This is a genomic window from Ramlibacter sp. MAHUQ-53, from assembly GCF_052600055.1.
The window spans coordinates 107,232-121,454 of sequence record NZ_JBQWTS010000007.1 but is presented as its reverse complement, the minus strand read 5'-3'; the positions used below and the strand labels follow the sequence as shown (position 1 = coordinate 121,454).

At 72.0% G+C, this 14,223-nt stretch carries 18 protein-coding genes; 3 read left to right on the top strand and 15 right to left on the bottom strand.

Annotation, left to right across the window (positions count from 1 at the left end; translation table 11 throughout):
* Positions 1-6 precede the first annotated feature (6 nt).
* The 6 genes from ACT80S_RS12245 to ACT80S_RS12220 all read right to left on the bottom strand — a co-directional run bounded on the left by ACT80S_RS12245 (position 7) and on the right by ACT80S_RS12220 (position 5,875).
* Positions 7-765 (bottom strand): flagellar basal body rod protein FlgF, encoded by a 759-nt coding sequence (locus tag ACT80S_RS12245; protein WP_377416102.1) that lies wholly within the window; start codon positions 763-765, stop codon positions 7-9.
* A gap of 28 nt (positions 766-793) precedes the next feature.
* A complete protein-coding gene (locus ACT80S_RS12240) occupies positions 794-3,163 on the bottom strand; it encodes a flagellar hook-basal body complex protein (RefSeq protein WP_377416100.1) in 2,370 nt (789 codons plus the stop codon).
* Positions 3,164-3,190: 27 nt separating this feature from the next.
* Positions 3,191-3,886: a flagellar hook assembly protein FlgD gene (locus tag ACT80S_RS12235; protein ID WP_377416098.1), complete on the bottom strand. Its 696-nt coding sequence runs from the start codon at positions 3,884-3,886 to the stop codon at positions 3,191-3,193.
* Between the two features lie 20 nt (positions 3,887-3,906).
* Entirely contained in the window at positions 3,907-4,332 is a 426-nt protein-coding gene (flgC, locus tag ACT80S_RS12230; RefSeq protein WP_377416096.1) for a flagellar basal body rod protein FlgC, read from the bottom strand.
* A 2-nt stretch (positions 4,333-4,334) separates the two neighbouring features.
* On the bottom strand, positions 4,335-4,724 hold the full coding sequence (gene flgB, locus ACT80S_RS12225) for a flagellar basal body rod protein FlgB (RefSeq protein WP_377416094.1): 390 nt from the start codon (positions 4,722-4,724) through the stop codon (positions 4,335-4,337).
* A 134-nt stretch (positions 4,725-4,858) separates the two neighbouring features.
* Complete coding sequence (locus ACT80S_RS12220) at positions 4,859-5,875, bottom strand: LysM peptidoglycan-binding domain-containing protein (RefSeq protein ID WP_377416092.1); 1,017 nt, start codon at positions 5,873-5,875, stop codon at positions 4,859-4,861.
* A gap of 77 nt (positions 5,876-5,952) precedes the next feature.
* Here ACT80S_RS12220 and ACT80S_RS12215 point away from each other — a divergent pair, with 77 nt between their 5' ends.
* From ACT80S_RS12215 to ACT80S_RS12205, 3 genes are all read left to right on the top strand, one after another.
* The gene (locus ACT80S_RS12215) at positions 5,953-6,678 is read left to right on the top strand and encodes a flagella basal body P-ring formation protein FlgA (RefSeq protein WP_377416090.1); all 726 of its coding nucleotides are present in this window, start codon (positions 5,953-5,955) and stop codon (positions 6,676-6,678) included.
* Positions 6,679-6,790: 112 nt separating this feature from the next.
* Entirely contained in the window at positions 6,791-7,099 is a 309-nt protein-coding gene (flgM, locus tag ACT80S_RS12210) for a flagellar biosynthesis anti-sigma factor FlgM (RefSeq protein WP_377416088.1), read from the top strand.
* 21 nt (positions 7,100-7,120) lie between these two features.
* Entirely contained in the window at positions 7,121-7,555 is a 435-nt protein-coding gene (locus ACT80S_RS12205; RefSeq protein WP_377416086.1) for a hypothetical protein, read from the top strand.
* Positions 7,556-7,600: 45 nt separating this feature from the next.
* Here ACT80S_RS12205 and ACT80S_RS12200 read toward each other — a convergent pair whose 3' ends face one another.
* The 9 genes from ACT80S_RS12200 to fliA form a co-directional block, all read right to left on the bottom strand.
* A complete protein-coding gene (locus ACT80S_RS12200; protein WP_377416084.1) occupies positions 7,601-7,897 on the bottom strand; it encodes an EscU/YscU/HrcU family type III secretion system export apparatus switch protein in 297 nt (98 codons plus the stop codon).
* An 11-nt stretch (positions 7,898-7,908) separates the two neighbouring features.
* Positions 7,909-9,072 (bottom strand): hypothetical protein, encoded by a 1,164-nt coding sequence (locus ACT80S_RS12195; protein WP_377416082.1) that lies wholly within the window; start codon positions 9,070-9,072, stop codon positions 7,909-7,911.
* A 22-nt stretch (positions 9,073-9,094) separates the two neighbouring features.
* Entirely contained in the window at positions 9,095-9,664 is a 570-nt protein-coding gene (locus ACT80S_RS12190) for a hypothetical protein (protein WP_377416080.1), read from the bottom strand.
* A gap of 24 nt (positions 9,665-9,688) precedes the next feature.
* Positions 9,689-10,714: a hypothetical protein gene (locus ACT80S_RS12185; protein WP_377416078.1), complete on the bottom strand. Its 1,026-nt coding sequence runs from the start codon at positions 10,712-10,714 to the stop codon at positions 9,689-9,691.
* The gene (locus ACT80S_RS12180) at positions 10,711-11,187 is read right to left on the bottom strand and encodes an LPP20 family lipoprotein (protein WP_377416076.1); all 477 of its coding nucleotides are present in this window, start codon (positions 11,185-11,187) and stop codon (positions 10,711-10,713) included. Before ACT80S_RS12180 ends, ACT80S_RS12185 begins: the two co-directional genes overlap by 4 nt.
* A 27-nt stretch (positions 11,188-11,214) precedes the next feature.
* Positions 11,215-11,634, bottom strand: a complete 420-nt coding sequence (gene fliS, locus ACT80S_RS12175) for a flagellar export chaperone FliS (RefSeq protein WP_377416074.1) — start codon at positions 11,632-11,634, stop codon at positions 11,215-11,217.
* Positions 11,635-12,315: 681 nt separating this feature from the next.
* Complete coding sequence (locus ACT80S_RS12170; RefSeq protein ID WP_377416072.1) at positions 12,316-12,891, bottom strand: hypothetical protein; 576 nt, start codon at positions 12,889-12,891, stop codon at positions 12,316-12,318.
* Positions 12,892-12,904: 13 nt separating this feature from the next.
* Entirely contained in the window at positions 12,905-13,453 is a 549-nt protein-coding gene (locus ACT80S_RS12165; RefSeq protein WP_377416070.1) for a hypothetical protein, read from the bottom strand.
* A gap of 30 nt (positions 13,454-13,483) precedes the next feature.
* Complete coding sequence (gene fliA, locus ACT80S_RS12160; RefSeq protein WP_377416068.1) at positions 13,484-14,218, bottom strand: RNA polymerase sigma factor FliA; 735 nt, start codon at positions 14,216-14,218, stop codon at positions 13,484-13,486.
* Positions 14,219-14,223: the final 5 nt, after the last annotated feature.

Genomic DNA, 14,223 nt, shown 5'->3' with positions numbered 1-14,223 from the left:
GGGGGTTCAGGCGGGCTTGAGCAGGGTCGAGCCGCTCTCGTCCAGGCTCTTGGCTTCCTTGATGGCGCGCACCTGCGCCTCGAAGCTGCGGGAGTGGTCGATCATCCGGGTCATCGCGTAGATGGCGTTGACGTTGCTGCCCTCCAGCGCGTTGGTGGTCACGGTGGGCTGCTGGGGGCCGCTGGCGAAGTCGCTGCCTGGGGGCAGGCCCATCGGCGCGAGCAGGCCGTCGGTGCGGCGCGCCATCGGGCGCTCGCTGGCGTCGCGCAGCAGGATCTGGCCGATCAGGGCGGGCTGCGCGGTGGGCTGGTTCGGGTCGGCGGCGTAGACGGTGCCGTCCACGTTGATGCTCACGTTGAAGCCCGGGGGCACGACGATGGGCCCGCCGTCGCCGCGCACGGGCTGGCCGGTGCCGGTCTCCAGCGTGCCCTGGGCGTTCACCCGCAGGTCGCCGCGCCGGGTGAAGGCGAGCTGGCCGTCGGCCGACTCCACGCCCATGACGGTGCTGCCGTTCATGGCGATGTCCAGGTGGCGGCCGGTGACCATCAGCGCGCCGGGGGTCAGGTCGATCACGTCGCGCGCCACGGCCTGGGTCTGGAAGCGGGTGTCGAAGCCCGAGCCCTCCACCTTGATCGAGCGCATGGCGACGTCGAAGCTGCGCTTGAAGCCCACGGTGGACACGTTGGCCATCTCGTTGACGATGGCCTGGCGTTCGATCGCCTTCTCGCTGATTGCAGCGTGGGAGGTGAAGACAAGGCGGTCCATGGCGGGCTATCCGTTGCGTCCTGCAGGCTTACGAGCGCAGGTTGATGATGGCCTGCGTCATGGTCGACGAGGTCTCGATCGCCTTGGCGTTGGCCTGGAAGTTGCGCTGGGCGGTGATCAGGTCCACCAGCTCCTGCGTCAGGTCCACGTTGGCGCGCTCGGTGGCGCCGGCTCGGATCGAGCCGAAGCCGGCCGAACCGGCTTCGCCGATCTTGGCCTGGCCCGAGGTGGCGGAGGACAGGTAGCTGGCGTCGCCGATCTGGCGCAGGCCGGTGGGGCTGGAGAAGTTGGCCAGCACGATCTTGCCCAGCGAGGCCTGCGAGCCGTTCGAGTAGGTCGCCGAGACCAGGCCGTCCACGCCGATGGTCAGGCCCATCAGGTCACCCTCGGGCGCGCCGTCCTGCGCCTGCGACAGCACCGCGAACGGGCTGGAGTACTGGGTCGACTTGGTGAAGTCGATCGACATGGTCAGCGCGCCCTTGCCGCCTTCCAGGAACGCGGTCTCGAACTGCATCGGGTCAAGCGGGGAGACGGGCTTGCCGGTCAGGTCGAAGCTCAGCTCGCCGCGGTCCAGGTAGATCGGCCACCACTCGGTCTTGGTGGACAGGTCGGTCGCGTCCTCGGTCTGCGAGCCGTTGCGCACGTACTGGAGCGCGCCGTTCTCGGTGTACTGCTGCAGCTTGATCCACTCGGTGGTCTTGCCGAACTGCATGGTGGTGTTGTTCAGGCCCCAGTCGGCGTCGCCGGAGACCTGGATCGAGGAGTTGCCGCCGGTGGTGCCGGTCTTGAACACCAGCTGCTTGGTGTCGGGGTCGAAACTGACCTTGACGCCATAGACGCGGCGGCCGGTTTCCGAGTCCACCAGGCCGGGGTCTTCCTCGGTGCCGTCGCCGTTGATGGCGTCCTCGAGCGCCGCGGCGAACTGGTCCATCGTGTACTTGCCCGTGGGCAGGTCGAATTCGCCGGAGACGCCGTCGACCGAGACCTGGAAGTGGCGGTTGCCGGAGTCGACGACCACCTGCTGGTTGCTCGGCACCGTCATCGCGCTGCCACGCAGGACCGCCGGCTCGCTCTCCTGGCCACGCACCGCCTCGTCGGTCGAGGCGGCCACCGACAGCGACTCGATCAGGTCGGTGCCGCCCTCGACGGTGCTGAACCCCAGCAGGGTCGCGGCATCGCCGCCGGGCTCGGTGATCTCGATGCTGGAGCGGTCGCCCGTGGTGCCGGAGGCGATGGAGAATTCCTTGCCGTCGGGGTCGTACTCCACCACGATGCCGTAGCGGCGATCGTCGATGGTGTTGCCGTCCTCGTCCTCGGTCAGGGCCAGCGACCCCAGCTTGTTGTTGATCTCGATCTCGAGGTTGCGGGCGAACACCTGGGGGTCCGAATCCGCCTCCTTCAGCGCGTAGGAGATCTCGACCGGCTCGGACTGGCCGTCCACGTTGATCTTGAAGGCCACGGTCTTGCCGTCGCCCCCGAGGAACTCGCCGCTCTCGGCGTCGAACGCGGACTCGCCCAGCTTCGCGCCCATGGCGGTGGCTGGCGTGGCCGAGCGCACGTCGGTGAGCTGGTCGTAGGTGTACATCTCGGTCGTGCCGGAGCTGGGCTTGACCAGGGGGTTGCTCTTGGGGAGGACCTCGCCGTACTTGTTCACGTACAGCTGGCTGCCGTTCTTGTCGGTGGCCTGCTGCAGCGCCGGCGTGACCGCGGTGTCGCCCACGTAGAAGTAGCTTTGCCACTTGGAGTACGGGCTGGCCTGGCTGGCGTTCTGGGTCTTCACGTAGTAGACGGTGGCCAGGTAGCCGTTGCCGCCCGCGTCGTACACGGTCAGCGCGGTGGACTTGTTGTAGGTGGCGGGGTTGCTGCGGTCGAAGGCGGCGGTGATCGTGCTCGCGTCGGCCGGCAGGTTCAGGCCCAGCTGGATGCTGGTGGTCTCGATGGCCTGGCCCGAGGTCTTGGGCGGGATCACCAGCGGCGAGAGGTTGGTCAGGTCCGCCTTGCCGGACGAGTCCACCGACGCGGCAAGCAGGCGCTGGCCGGTGGAGTTCACCACGTTGTTCTGGTCGTTCAGGCTGAATGCGCCGTTGCGGGTGTAGATGTCCTGCAGGCCGTCGGCGGACTTCAGCGGGAAGAAGCCGTCGCCGGTGATCGCCAGGTCCAGCGCGTTGCCGGAAGTGGACACGTTGCCCTGGCTGAATTCCTGGCTCACCTGCTTGAGGGACACGCCCTGGCCGATGTTCGACGAGGACTTCTGCAGCGGCGAGGTGGCGAAGATGTCGCCGAAGTCCGCCCGCGAGCGCTTGAAGCCCGAGGTGCCCACGTTGGCGATGTTGTTCGAGGTGACGGCGAGCTGCGCGGTCGCGGAGTTCAGGCCGGTCAGCGAGGTATAGAACGACATTCTCTGTTGCTCCTGTGGGAGGGGGTATTACTGGCTGAAGCGCTTGATGGAGGACAGGGCGACCTTGGAGCCGCCGTCGACGATCAGCTGGATCTCGCCGGCGCTGTCGGCCTCGACCGAGCGCACGGTGGACAGGGTCTGCACCGAGACGCTCTGGGTCTTGCCGGCGACCACCGCGGTGGCCGCCATCTGGTAGGTGCCGGCGGCCGCGGCGGTGCCGGCGCTGGTGCTGCCGTCCCAGCGGAAGTTCAGCGTGCCCGGGTTCTGCGCGCCGGCGATCAGTTCCTGCACGGTCTTGCCCGCGCCGTCCTTGATCGTGACCTTCACGCCGCTGGCGCCATCGGGCAGGTCGATGCTGGCGTCCACGCTGCCGCCGGCGGCCAGGCTGGCGCTGCCGCTGCCGGTGGGCACGCGGGTGCCGATCAGGGCGGCGCTGCCCATGATGCGGTCGGCCGACATCGCGCTGACGAACTTCTCCAGCGACTGCTGCATGTTGGTCGTCGCCTCCAGCTGCGAGAACTGGGCGAGCTGGGCGACGAAGGCCTCGTTCTTCACCGGGTCCAGCGGGTTCTGGTTCTTCAGCTGCGCGGTGAACAGCGTGAGGAAGTCCTGCTTGCCCATTTCCTCCTTGCCCTTGGCGCCGGAGGTGGCCTTCTTCTCCTCGTAGCTGGTGATTCCCAGCAGCTGCGCGGAAGTGGTGTTGGAGGGGGATGCGACTGCCATCGTGGAGTGCCTCGGGCCGCTCAGGCCTTGGTGATGTCCAGGGTGCGCGACATCAGCTGGCGCGCGGTGTTGATCACTTCAACGTTGTTCTGGTAGGAGCGGGCCGCAGCCATCATCTCCACCATCTCGCTGACCTCGCTCACGTTGGACTGGAAGACGTAGCCGTCCTTGTTGGCCAGCGGGTTGGAGGGCTGGTAGACCATGCGCGGGGCCGCCGGGTCGTCGACCATGCGGTCGATCTTCACGCCGCCCTTGTAGGGGCTGCCGGCCTGGGCCATCTGCTCCTCGACCAGGGCCTTGAACACCGGGCGCTTGGCGCGGAAGGCCTCGGCCTCGGTGGCGGCCATGGTGCCGGCGTTGGCCAGGTTGGAGGCGGTGGCGTTCAGGCGCGTGAGTTGCGCGTTGAGGGCGGATCCGGCGGCGCCGATGATGGTGTCGAAGGCCATGCTCACTCCCCGCGCAGCGACTTGCGGATGCCCGCGATGCGGCTTTCCAGGAAGCTCAGCGTCGCCTGGTACTCGGACGCCGCCTTGCCGTAGTTGGCCTGCTCCACGCTCATTTCCACGGTGTTGCCGTCGAGCGCGCTGTTGAACGGGATGCGATAGCGCAGGCCGTCGGTGTCGGAGAGTTCGCCGTCGGCGAAGTGGCGCGCGCGGGTGGCGCTCATCGAGGTGGGCTGCGCGCCCGCCTCGGCGAGCACCGACCTGAAGTCGATGTCGCGCGCCTTGAAGTGCGGCGTGTCGGCGTTGGCGATGTTCTGCGCGAGCACCTCGAGCCGCCGGGTCCTGACCTGCAGGGCCTGCTCGTGGATGCCCAGGGCACCGTCCAGCAATTTCATCTGCGCTCCTTGAATCCGGGGGCGGGTTGCACGACTCGCCGGATTCCTGACACGAAGGCCTCAAGGAATCCGGCACTCGGCCGATTTCTGCAAGAGGTGTGCCACGCGCATTTCCGACGGGGAACCGACGCCCTTCAGGGCTTGGAGGCGGTGTTGGCGGCAAGCCATTGCCGCTGCTGCGGCCACGCGCTGCCGCTTCGCTCGGTCGCGGACGCGAAACCGGTGGTGAGCGAATTGACCATCGACGTCAACGCCGGCAGCGCCGGCGCCGGGGTGTCGGAAAGCCGCTCGTTGGCATGGCGCTGCAGGCCCTGGGTGATGGAGCGGCGCGTGATCGCCCCGCCCTCGTAGAGCGCCTTGGCCTGCGCCCCGGGCACCGGCAGCGGCGCGGTGGCGGCGCGCTGCGCGCGCGCGGCCGGTGTGAGCACCGCCAGGTACAGGTCGTCCAGGCCGACGCGGCCGCCGCGCGGCAGGCCGACATCCTGGAAGTAGCGGTCCACCAGGTCCAGCTGCTGCAGCACGCTCATCTTCGAGATCTCGTGCGGCCGGCTGGCGAAGCCCACGCTGGCGGCGCCGCGGCCGGGGCCGCCGCAGAACTGGATGATCCCGTGGCAGCGGCCGTTGTTGGCGGCGGGGTTCATGCCGTCGCTCTCGATCAGCACCACGCGGGCGAAGTCGTCGGGGTCGAAGCCGTAGTCCTCGGCCAGGCGGCCGACACGGTCACGCACCGCGTCGGCCTCGTGCGGCGGGATGAAGCCGCGGTCCAGCGCGCGCGTGAGCGTGCGCTCGAAGACGGGGTTGGCGGCGCGGCCGGCCAGCACCTCGGCGGCGGTGAGTGTGGGGGCCGGGGCCGCCGCGGCGGCTGCGGGGGCTGCGCCGGACGCGCCGGACAGGCCGGGCGCCGCGCTCGCCGCCACGGTCTCGGCGGATCCGCCCAGGGCCTCCAGGCGCACCACCTGCCCGGGCTGGATGCGGGTGGCGTCGGCGATGTTGTTGCCGCGCGCGACCTTCAGCGCCATCAGGAAGGCTTGGCGGTCGTCGACCTGCACGCCCTGGCTGCGGTAGTGGGACTTCACCAGGCCGACGAGGGTGTCGCCACGGCGCACGGTCACCGCCGCCTGCGCGGTCGCGGGGGATGTCGGGATGTCCATTCGGTTGGCCTCGTTCTTGCAGCGAAAGGGCATCCCGACAGGGGCGTCGGAAAACCCACACCCCCAGGAGACTGCAAATGCCGTGCCTCACCAACCCGACACGCTTCCTCGCCGCCGGCCTGCTGGCCGTGGCCGCCGGCGTGGCCGGGGCCCAGCCGGCCGCCATCGCCGCCGGGCCAGGAGCGCCTGCCACGCCCGGCGCCGACCTCGCCGCGAAGGCGCGCGAGTGGCTGGCCGCCACCTACCGCCTGCCGGCGCCGGCCTTCGGCGTGCAGCCGCTGGACGCGCGCGTGCAGTCACGCGGCTGCCCCGCTGGCTGGCAGTTCGACCAGCCCTTCCCCGGCAACGACGGCATGCTGCGCGCGCGCTGCGCCGATCCGGCCTGGCAGGTGTTCGTGCAGGTGACCCTGCCGCCGCAGGCCCAGGCCGCCCAGCGGCCCGCCGCGCCGGCGCCCCAGGCTGCCGCCGCCCCGGCCGCGCCCGTGGGCGCCTCGATCGCACCCCCCCGGGCCCCCGCCTTCCCGCCCGCGGCCCTGCCGCCCGCCGCCTTCCCGGCGGCGCCGGCCGCCCCCGTGGCGCCGGGGATGGCACCGGCCGTGCCCGCCGCCCCCGCCGTGGTGCTGGTGCGCCGCGGCCAGGTGGTCCTGACCACCTGGAGCCAGGTGCCGGGCCTGACGGTCTCCGCGCGGCTGGAGTCCCTGGACGATGGCCGCCTGGGTGAATCCATTCGTTTGAAGAACCGCGACACCGGGCGCATCGTGACCGGGGTCGTGAACGGCCAGAATTCGGCCCAGGGCCTGTGACGCGGCTGCTGGCAAAAAAATCGATGGCGAGCCCTCAAGTTTTTTTCCCGGACACCGACTCCAAGGACGAGCCGTATCCGGGCAACCGCCGCGGAACGGAGAAAGACCCATCATGACGAACCCGATCACGCAATGGAACCGCATGGCCAACGCCAATGCGGTGGAGCGCCAGGTCGCCGAGCGCGGCAAGTCCGAGAAGTCGGACAAGGCCGATGCCGCCGCCGCCCGGCCGGCGCCCGCCCCGACGGACGACCGGCTGGAACTCAGCCCCCTGGCCCGCCAGCAGTCCGCCGCCGAGCCCGGCTTCGACCGCGCCAAGGTCGACGCGATCAAGCAGGCGATCCAGAACGGCCAGTACCCGCTGGACCCGCGCCGCATGGCCGAGAGCTTCCTGGCCCTCGAGCAGATGATCGGCGAGTAAGCCCCGCCGGCGAGATCCCCCATGCGCCCCGCCACGCCCGCCCCCGACCAGGCCGCCGACCCGGTGATGCCCGACCTCGACGCCGCCCAGGCCCAGGTCGAGGCCCTGGGCGCGCTGCTGGAGGAGGAGTTCGAGGCGCTGAAGGCCCGCGCCTTCGACCGGCTGGAGGCGCTGCAGTCCGACAAGGTCGGCCTGCTCGAATCGCTCCAGGCCACCTCCCGCGTGGTGGCCGGCCTGCCCGAGCGCCCGGCGCGCTGGGCCACCGTCGTCGAGGCCCTGCAGGCGACCCGCGAGGCCTGGCGCCGCAACGAGGTGCTGGTGACGCGCCAGCTCGATGTCGTGCGCAACACCCTGCGCTCGCTGCAGTCCGCCGACGCCACCGCCTCGGTGGACCTGTACGACCGCCTCGGCCAGATGGCCCGCCGCGGCGGGCACCGCCTCTACAGCGAAGTCTGAGCCGCCCCCGGCGCCCCGCGCCCGGCCCGCCCCCGCCCGCGCCCCTCAGAAGCGCGCCGGGCGCTTCTCGTCCCCCGGCTCCATGCCCTTGAGCCAGTACACCCACGACAGCACCACCGCCACCGCGGTGTAGGCCTCCTGCGGGATCTGCTGGTCGATGTCCACCTGCGAGAGCAGCGCCAGCAGGGCCGGGTCCTCGGCCACGTGCACGCCCTGGCGGCGGGCTTCCTCGACGATGCGCTCGGCCACCTCGTCGCGGCCGCGCGCGGTGACCACGGGCGTGGCCCGGTGGCCGTAGGCCAGGGCCACGGCCTCGCGCAGGGGGGGCTTCATGCGGGCCATCGCGCGGGTCCTCAGGCGCGCACGTCCACCAGCCGGCCCGGGTCGCCGCCCTCGGGGCCCGGCTCGGGCGCCGGCGCCGGCGGCGCGCCGTGGAACACGTGCAGGCCCGTCATGCGCAGGCCGGCCTCGTTCAGCCAGGCCGCCAGGCTGCCGGCGCCGGCGCGGGCGCGGGCGGCCAGCTCGGCGCGCTCGGCCCACATCGTGAGGTCCACCGCGCCGGCCGCCCCGCCCGCGCCGCCGTCCCCGGAGGTGATGCGGGTGCGCATCCAGACCTCGCCGAAGTGGCTGCTGCGGGTGTGCAGGTGCACCACCCAGGGCGCGCGCCGGCCCTCCGCATCCGCATCGGCGGCGCCTTCGCGGGCCCAGCGCACGTCCACCGGCTCCGCGTCGGCGAAGGGCAGCAGCATGGTGAGGCTGGCGTCGCGCCCGGCCTGGGCATCGACGGCCAGCTGCAGCTGGTGCGACTCGACCTCGTCGAGGGCGTCACCGAGCAGCCGGCGGGTGGTGGCGGGCGCGTCGGTCCACTGGGCCAGCAGGATGCGCAGGAGGGTCTTGGTGTCCAGCCCGAGGCCGGCTTCGGCCTCGGCCTCGCCACGGGCCAGCGCCGCCTCCTGCGTCCAGCCACCCTGGCGCATCATCCGCCGCAGGGTCTCGCCCGTGAGCTGGCTCAGGGCCGGCCACTGCCGCACCAGCTTGGCCACCCAGGCGCCCACCTCGCCCTGCGGCGCGGCCTGAGCCATGGCCTGCAGCACGCCGGGCTGCATCAGCGTGGCCAGGGCCGAGAGCGTGGGCGGGCGCAGCGCGAGCTGTTCGAGGCGGCCGGCGGTACCGCCCGCCGCCGGCGCTGCGGCAGCCGCGTTCGCGGAGGACGCCGCTGCCGCAGCGCCCCCGTCGCCCACGGGCACCAGGGTCGCACGGCCGCCCGGGTCGAGGCGGACGATCCAGGCGGGGCGCTCGCCGGCGGCCAGGCGCAGGTGGGCCGGCACGTCGATGGCGTGGCCCTGCAGGATCAGGAAGAGGTTGTCGCCGCGCGCCTCGACGGCGGGCCGCACGACCTGGCCGTCATGCAGGCCCAGCGACGCGGCGGCCGGCGCCTCGAGCACCGGCAGCTTGCCTTCCAGGAAGATGGGCTGCGGCCGCGCGGCCTGCAGCGCGGACTCGACGCTGGCGATCACCCGCGCTGCCTCACCGCGAGGGTCAGGGGAAGCGCACCCAGGCGCGGCGGTCGGCCGGGGGCGGCGCAGAAGCCGCGGCGCGGGCCGCGCCCGGCTGCGGGCCCAGCACGCGCTGCAGGTGCTCGCGCAGGTCGCTGAGGTTCGGCAGCTGCAGCTGCGCGCCGGCGGCCAGTCGGGTCGTGCCCGGCTCGAGGGCCGCGGCATTGAGCTCCAGGAACGCGCCGCGCAGGAAGGCCTCCTTGAACGGCGAGTCGGCCATGGTGCGCTTGATCAGGGCATCCACCGTCTCGCCCTTGCGGGCGGTGACGCGCTGGCGCGGCAGGCCGTCGTCGCTGCCCGGGGGCAGCGCGTGCAGCAGGGTCTCCAGGGCGGCGCGGGTCGGCGCGCTGACGCGGGGACCGGCAGGCAGCGCCGCGGGCGCGGCCTGTCCGGCGGCCGGGGCCGGCGCGGCGCCGGCCGCCGCCATGGACGCGGCAGCGGGTGCCGGCGCGCCGGCGTGGGCGTCGGCGGCCGCCTGCGCGGGCAGCGCGGCGGATGCCAGGGCAGCCAGCACCGGCAGGGCCAGGGACAGGGTGCGGATCGGGGATGTCATGCGGTGTCTCCTCGCGGCATCGGGCTACAGGGGCAGCGCGACCCAGTCGCCCGGGGCCTGCGGGCGCGGGCCGGCGACCCAGCGCAGGGGCGTGCCGGCGGCGGCGGCGCGCTCCACCTGCACGATGGCCAGGCTGCGCACGGCGCCCGGCTCCAGCAGGCGGCCGGGCAGGTGCTGGCGCTCGACCAGCAGCAGGCGGTCGCCTTCCTGCAGGCCGTGGGCCGCGCCCTCGCGCAGGCGCAGGGCGCCGCCCTGGGCGGTGACGGCAAACCCCAGCGGCTCGCAGGCCGCCTCGCGGTCCAGCGCGGCGACGAGTTCGGCCATGGCAGCCTCCAGGGTGGCGGCGTCGGCGGCCTCCAGGCTGACCCGCAGGTGGCGGGCGCGGGCCGGCTCGCGCAGCGGCAGCAGGGCCACGCGCAGCTGGGGCGCCTCGGCGCCTGCCTCGGCCAGCTCGACGCGGGCCAGCCACTCGGTGCGGTCCAGGTCGCGGCCCAGGAGGGCGCGCTCGTAGGCGGTGGCGCCCTGGTAGGGGCGCGGCTGCGCGAGCCAGCGGCGCGACTCGCGCGCGGCGGCCAGGAAGGCGCGCTCGACGCGGCCGGCCAGGCGCTGGGCCTGCGGGTGGTGGCCGGGCGCGGCCACCTCCAGGTGCAGGCCCTGGCGCCAGCGGCCCTGGGCGGCGAGGCAGCGGTCGGGGTCGGAGGCCGCCAGCGGGCCGAGGCCGGCCGGCAGGGGCGCGGGCTCGACGCGGGCCTTCGCGGCCGCGGCGGCCGCGGCCTCGGCGGCGGGGTCGGCCACATGGGCCGGCAGGCGCACGCCGCGCACGCGGGTGTCGGCGGAGAACTGGGTGCTCTCGTGCAGGCGGCCCTCGGTGTCGATCCAGCCGAAGGTTTGCACGCGCACCGGGGCGCTGGTGAGGCTGTCCACCAGGGCCTGGCGGATCGCCTGCAGGTGGCGCTCGGGGTCGGCCGGCGGCGCGAGGTCGGTCGCCTGGGCAGCCTGGGCGGCGCAGGCCGCGGCCAGGCAACAGGCGGCGAGCCGGCGCAGGCTCATTTGCGCTTGGCGGCCAGCTGGCCGAGGTACAGCGCGCGCAGGTCGTTGACGACCTGGCGGTCCAGGGACAGCGTGGTCTCGTAGGTGTCATCGCCCACGGGGGCGATGCTCACGAGGACGGCGCCGTAGACGACGCCTTCGACGCGGGTGCGGAAGGTGTCGTTCATGACCACCTGGTCGGCGACGGTGGTGGTGGCGTCCAGGTGCTGGCCGTAGACCTGTTCGGTGAGGGCGCGGTAGGCGTCGAGCTTGGAGGCGCGGATCGCCAGCAGGCGCTGCTGCGCGGGCAGCTTGTGGTTCTGGACGCTGATGACGGCGTAGCCGGTGGCCACGAGCGTGTCGCGCTTTTCCACCATCGGCGCGATCATGCCGGGGTCGGGGGCCTCGGGCTTGGCCTGGGCCTGGGGGCGCGAGGCGGCGCAGCCGGCCAGCAAGGGCACGGCGACGGCGAGCAGGAGGAGGAGGCGCTTCATGGTCGGGGGTTCCGGTCGGGCGCGGGGTCAGTTGGCGTAGGCGCGCACGGGCTGCGAGGGCATGAGGCCCGGCAGGGTGGCCCAGGCGTCGCGGATCTCGGCCATGAGGCCGCGCACTTCGTCGATGGCGGCGGTGTCGTTGTTGCCGTTGGCGTGGATCAGGCGGCGGGTGACGTAGCCATACAGGTCGTTGAGCGTGCGGGCCAGTTCGCCGCCGCGGTCGAAGTCCAGCGAGCCCTGAAGGCCCAGGACGATGCGGCTGGCGCGGGAGATGGCCTTGCCCTTCTCGCTGATGTTGCCGTGCTGGATGTGGCCGCGCGCGACGGACAGGCTGTCCAGGAGGCCGTCGAACAGCATCAGGATCAGCTTGTTGCCGTCGGCCGTGGCCACGCCGGTGGCCACCTGGACGGCACCGTAACCGTCAAAACCAAATTTGTGCAGGCGCATGGTCTCGCTAACTCCGTATCGGTTGCTTTTCGCTCCCGAACAGGATCGGACGGAGTGCGCAGGACTTTAGGGGGCGGGGTCAGGTCTTGCATCAACGCGACTGTTTATGTCGGCCTCCGCCGGTCTCCTCCGGCCCAGCGCGCTGCGCGGGCGGGGGCAACAGGCTCCTCCCGGGGGGCTGGTGCGCTCCCGCGCACGGCCCCACGGGCCCCTCCGCCTGCCGCCCCCACCCGCGCATCGCGCACGAACACGTGAAGGCTTCGCGCCGGAAGGAGCCCGGGCATTCTTCGCGCCAACGTGCACTCGAAATCGTGGGCACCGCTCCTTCGAAGCCATGGCCCACGCTCACGCGAAGCCACTGCTTCCCCCCTCACGGCCACCACCACCGAAGTGACTCGGCCGGAGAAGACGGCCGTGATCGCTCCGGCGCGAAGCCTTGACTTGTGCGGCGTGAGCGGCGTGGGGCTGGCGGGTGGGCGGAGGGACCCGTGGGCCCGTGCACGGGAGTGCACCAGGCCCCCGGGAGGAGCCCACCCGCCAGCCCCGCGACGCGAACCTCGCCGGGGAAAGGCGGGCAACAGGCGCCACGCGAACCCGACCGACAAACGAGCTGTCGCGTTAATGCAAGACCTGACCCCGGAAACCCGGAAACCCAAGGCCTGAGCAAGGAAACCGGAAACCTCAGCCCGCCATCAGCACCTGCGACGCCGGCTGCAGCACCTCCAGCCCTGCCTCGACCTGCAGCGCCGCGCAGGCCTGGTCCAGGCGCTGACGCACCCCCGGCAGCTCCGCCGGGTCGTTGCGGGCGAAGGCCTGGCCGCAGCGGTAGATGGCCTCCACCGCCTCACCCGGCAGCCAGGACTCCACCTGCGCCCGCGGCGTGCGGATGATGCGGCTGCTGGCGGGCACGCTGTCGATGTTGCGCGCCTGGTCCTCCGCCCCCTGGCTGAAGATCTGGCTGATGTGCTCGCCGATCAGCGCGCGGTAGCGCTTGCGCACGCCATCGAGGGTGAGTTCGTCCAGCCCGCCGCTGGCCTGGCCGGTGACGGCCTCCCACAGCGCCTTGCCGGAAAGCCCCGCGTAAGGCCCGCTCGCGGCCGCCCCCGAGGCCGACGCAGCCTTGCTGTCCTTGAGGGATTGGATCAGGGCCTGCGTCTCCCGCTCCAGCCCGTTGAAACGGTCGGCCAGGTAGATCACCAGCACCACCAGGACCAGGATGGCCAGGGCCATCAGGATCATCAGGGCGGTACCGAACATGCCCATGGCCCGGTTATGAGCTGGCGGAAGCGGGCGCGTCGCCCTCACCGGCGCCCTCGCCGTCGCCGCCCTCCTCCTCGCCCGCCTCCGCAGCCAACTCGTCGCGCAGGAACTGCACGGCGGTGAAGGCGGTGGTCAGCTTGAGGGCGTCGTAGGAAATGCGGTCGGCCAGGCGCTGCGCCGCGGCGATCGCCTGCTCGGCGCTCAGCTCGGTGCGCTGGTACAGCATGCCGATCTGGAAGGCCTCCTGCGCGAACTCGCGGGGCAGGTAGACCATCACGTCACCCGCGCTGGACTTCACCTTCTGGAACAGCGGCGCGGCCGGCGGCTCGGGCTTGGTCTTGCCATCGCGCACGGCCAGGGCACAGGCCATGTCGTAGGCCTCGGCCTGCTGCGCGCCGGCGACGAAGGTCTTGTCCAGGTGGGCGCGGCACAACATGCTCATTCGCAGACGCAGGCTGTGCGCCTCGTGCGATTCGGTGGTGATGCCCGCCACCTTCTCGTACGCGGCGACCGCACGCGTGCGGTCGTCCTCGGCCGGCTTCTTGAAAATACTGAACATGGTGCTGGATGCCCGTCTATTCGATACTTTTTAACTAGCTTTTTTCGCTGGAACGCTTCCGGGCTGCAGCTCTGCACGCAACTTTTTGGCGATTGCACTTAGCAGCTGGCTAATCCGGGATTCGCTCACGCCGAGTATCTCACCGATCTCCTTGAGGTTGAGCTCTTCGACGTAGTAGAGGGAAATGATCAACTGGTCACGTTCGGGCAGCTCGGAGATCGCCTCGGCCAGCGCCTCCAGCAGCTGGGCGCGCTCCACCTGCACCTCGGGCTGGTGCTGGGCGTCGCCGGCGATGCCCATGACCTCCTCGGTCACCTCCTCGATCGAGAACGTCTCGCTGCGCCAGGCCTGGCCCTGCTCCTTGTGGAACTCGGCGATGTCCTTGCCCATGGACTGGGCCAGCTCGGCCTGCGTGGGCAGGCGGCCCAGCTCGGCGACCAGCTTGTGGGCGTGCGCGTTCTCCTCGCGGTTGAACGTCATCGAGGCGCGCGAGAGGTCGGAGACCCGGCGCAGCTCGTCGAGCATGGCCCCGCGCACCCGGCTCAGGGCGAAGTGCTCGAACGGGATGCCGCGGCGCGGGTCGTAGCCGCGCGCGGCCTCGATCAGCCCCAGCATCCCCAGCTGCACCAGTTCGTCGAGGTCCAGCAGCGGCGGGATGCGGCCCTTCAGGTGGATCGCCACCCGCTTGACCATGGGCATGTGCGAGAGCACCAGGTTCTCCTGGCGGCCCGCGGTGTCGTCATAAAGGTCCAGGGCGGCGTCCATCGCGT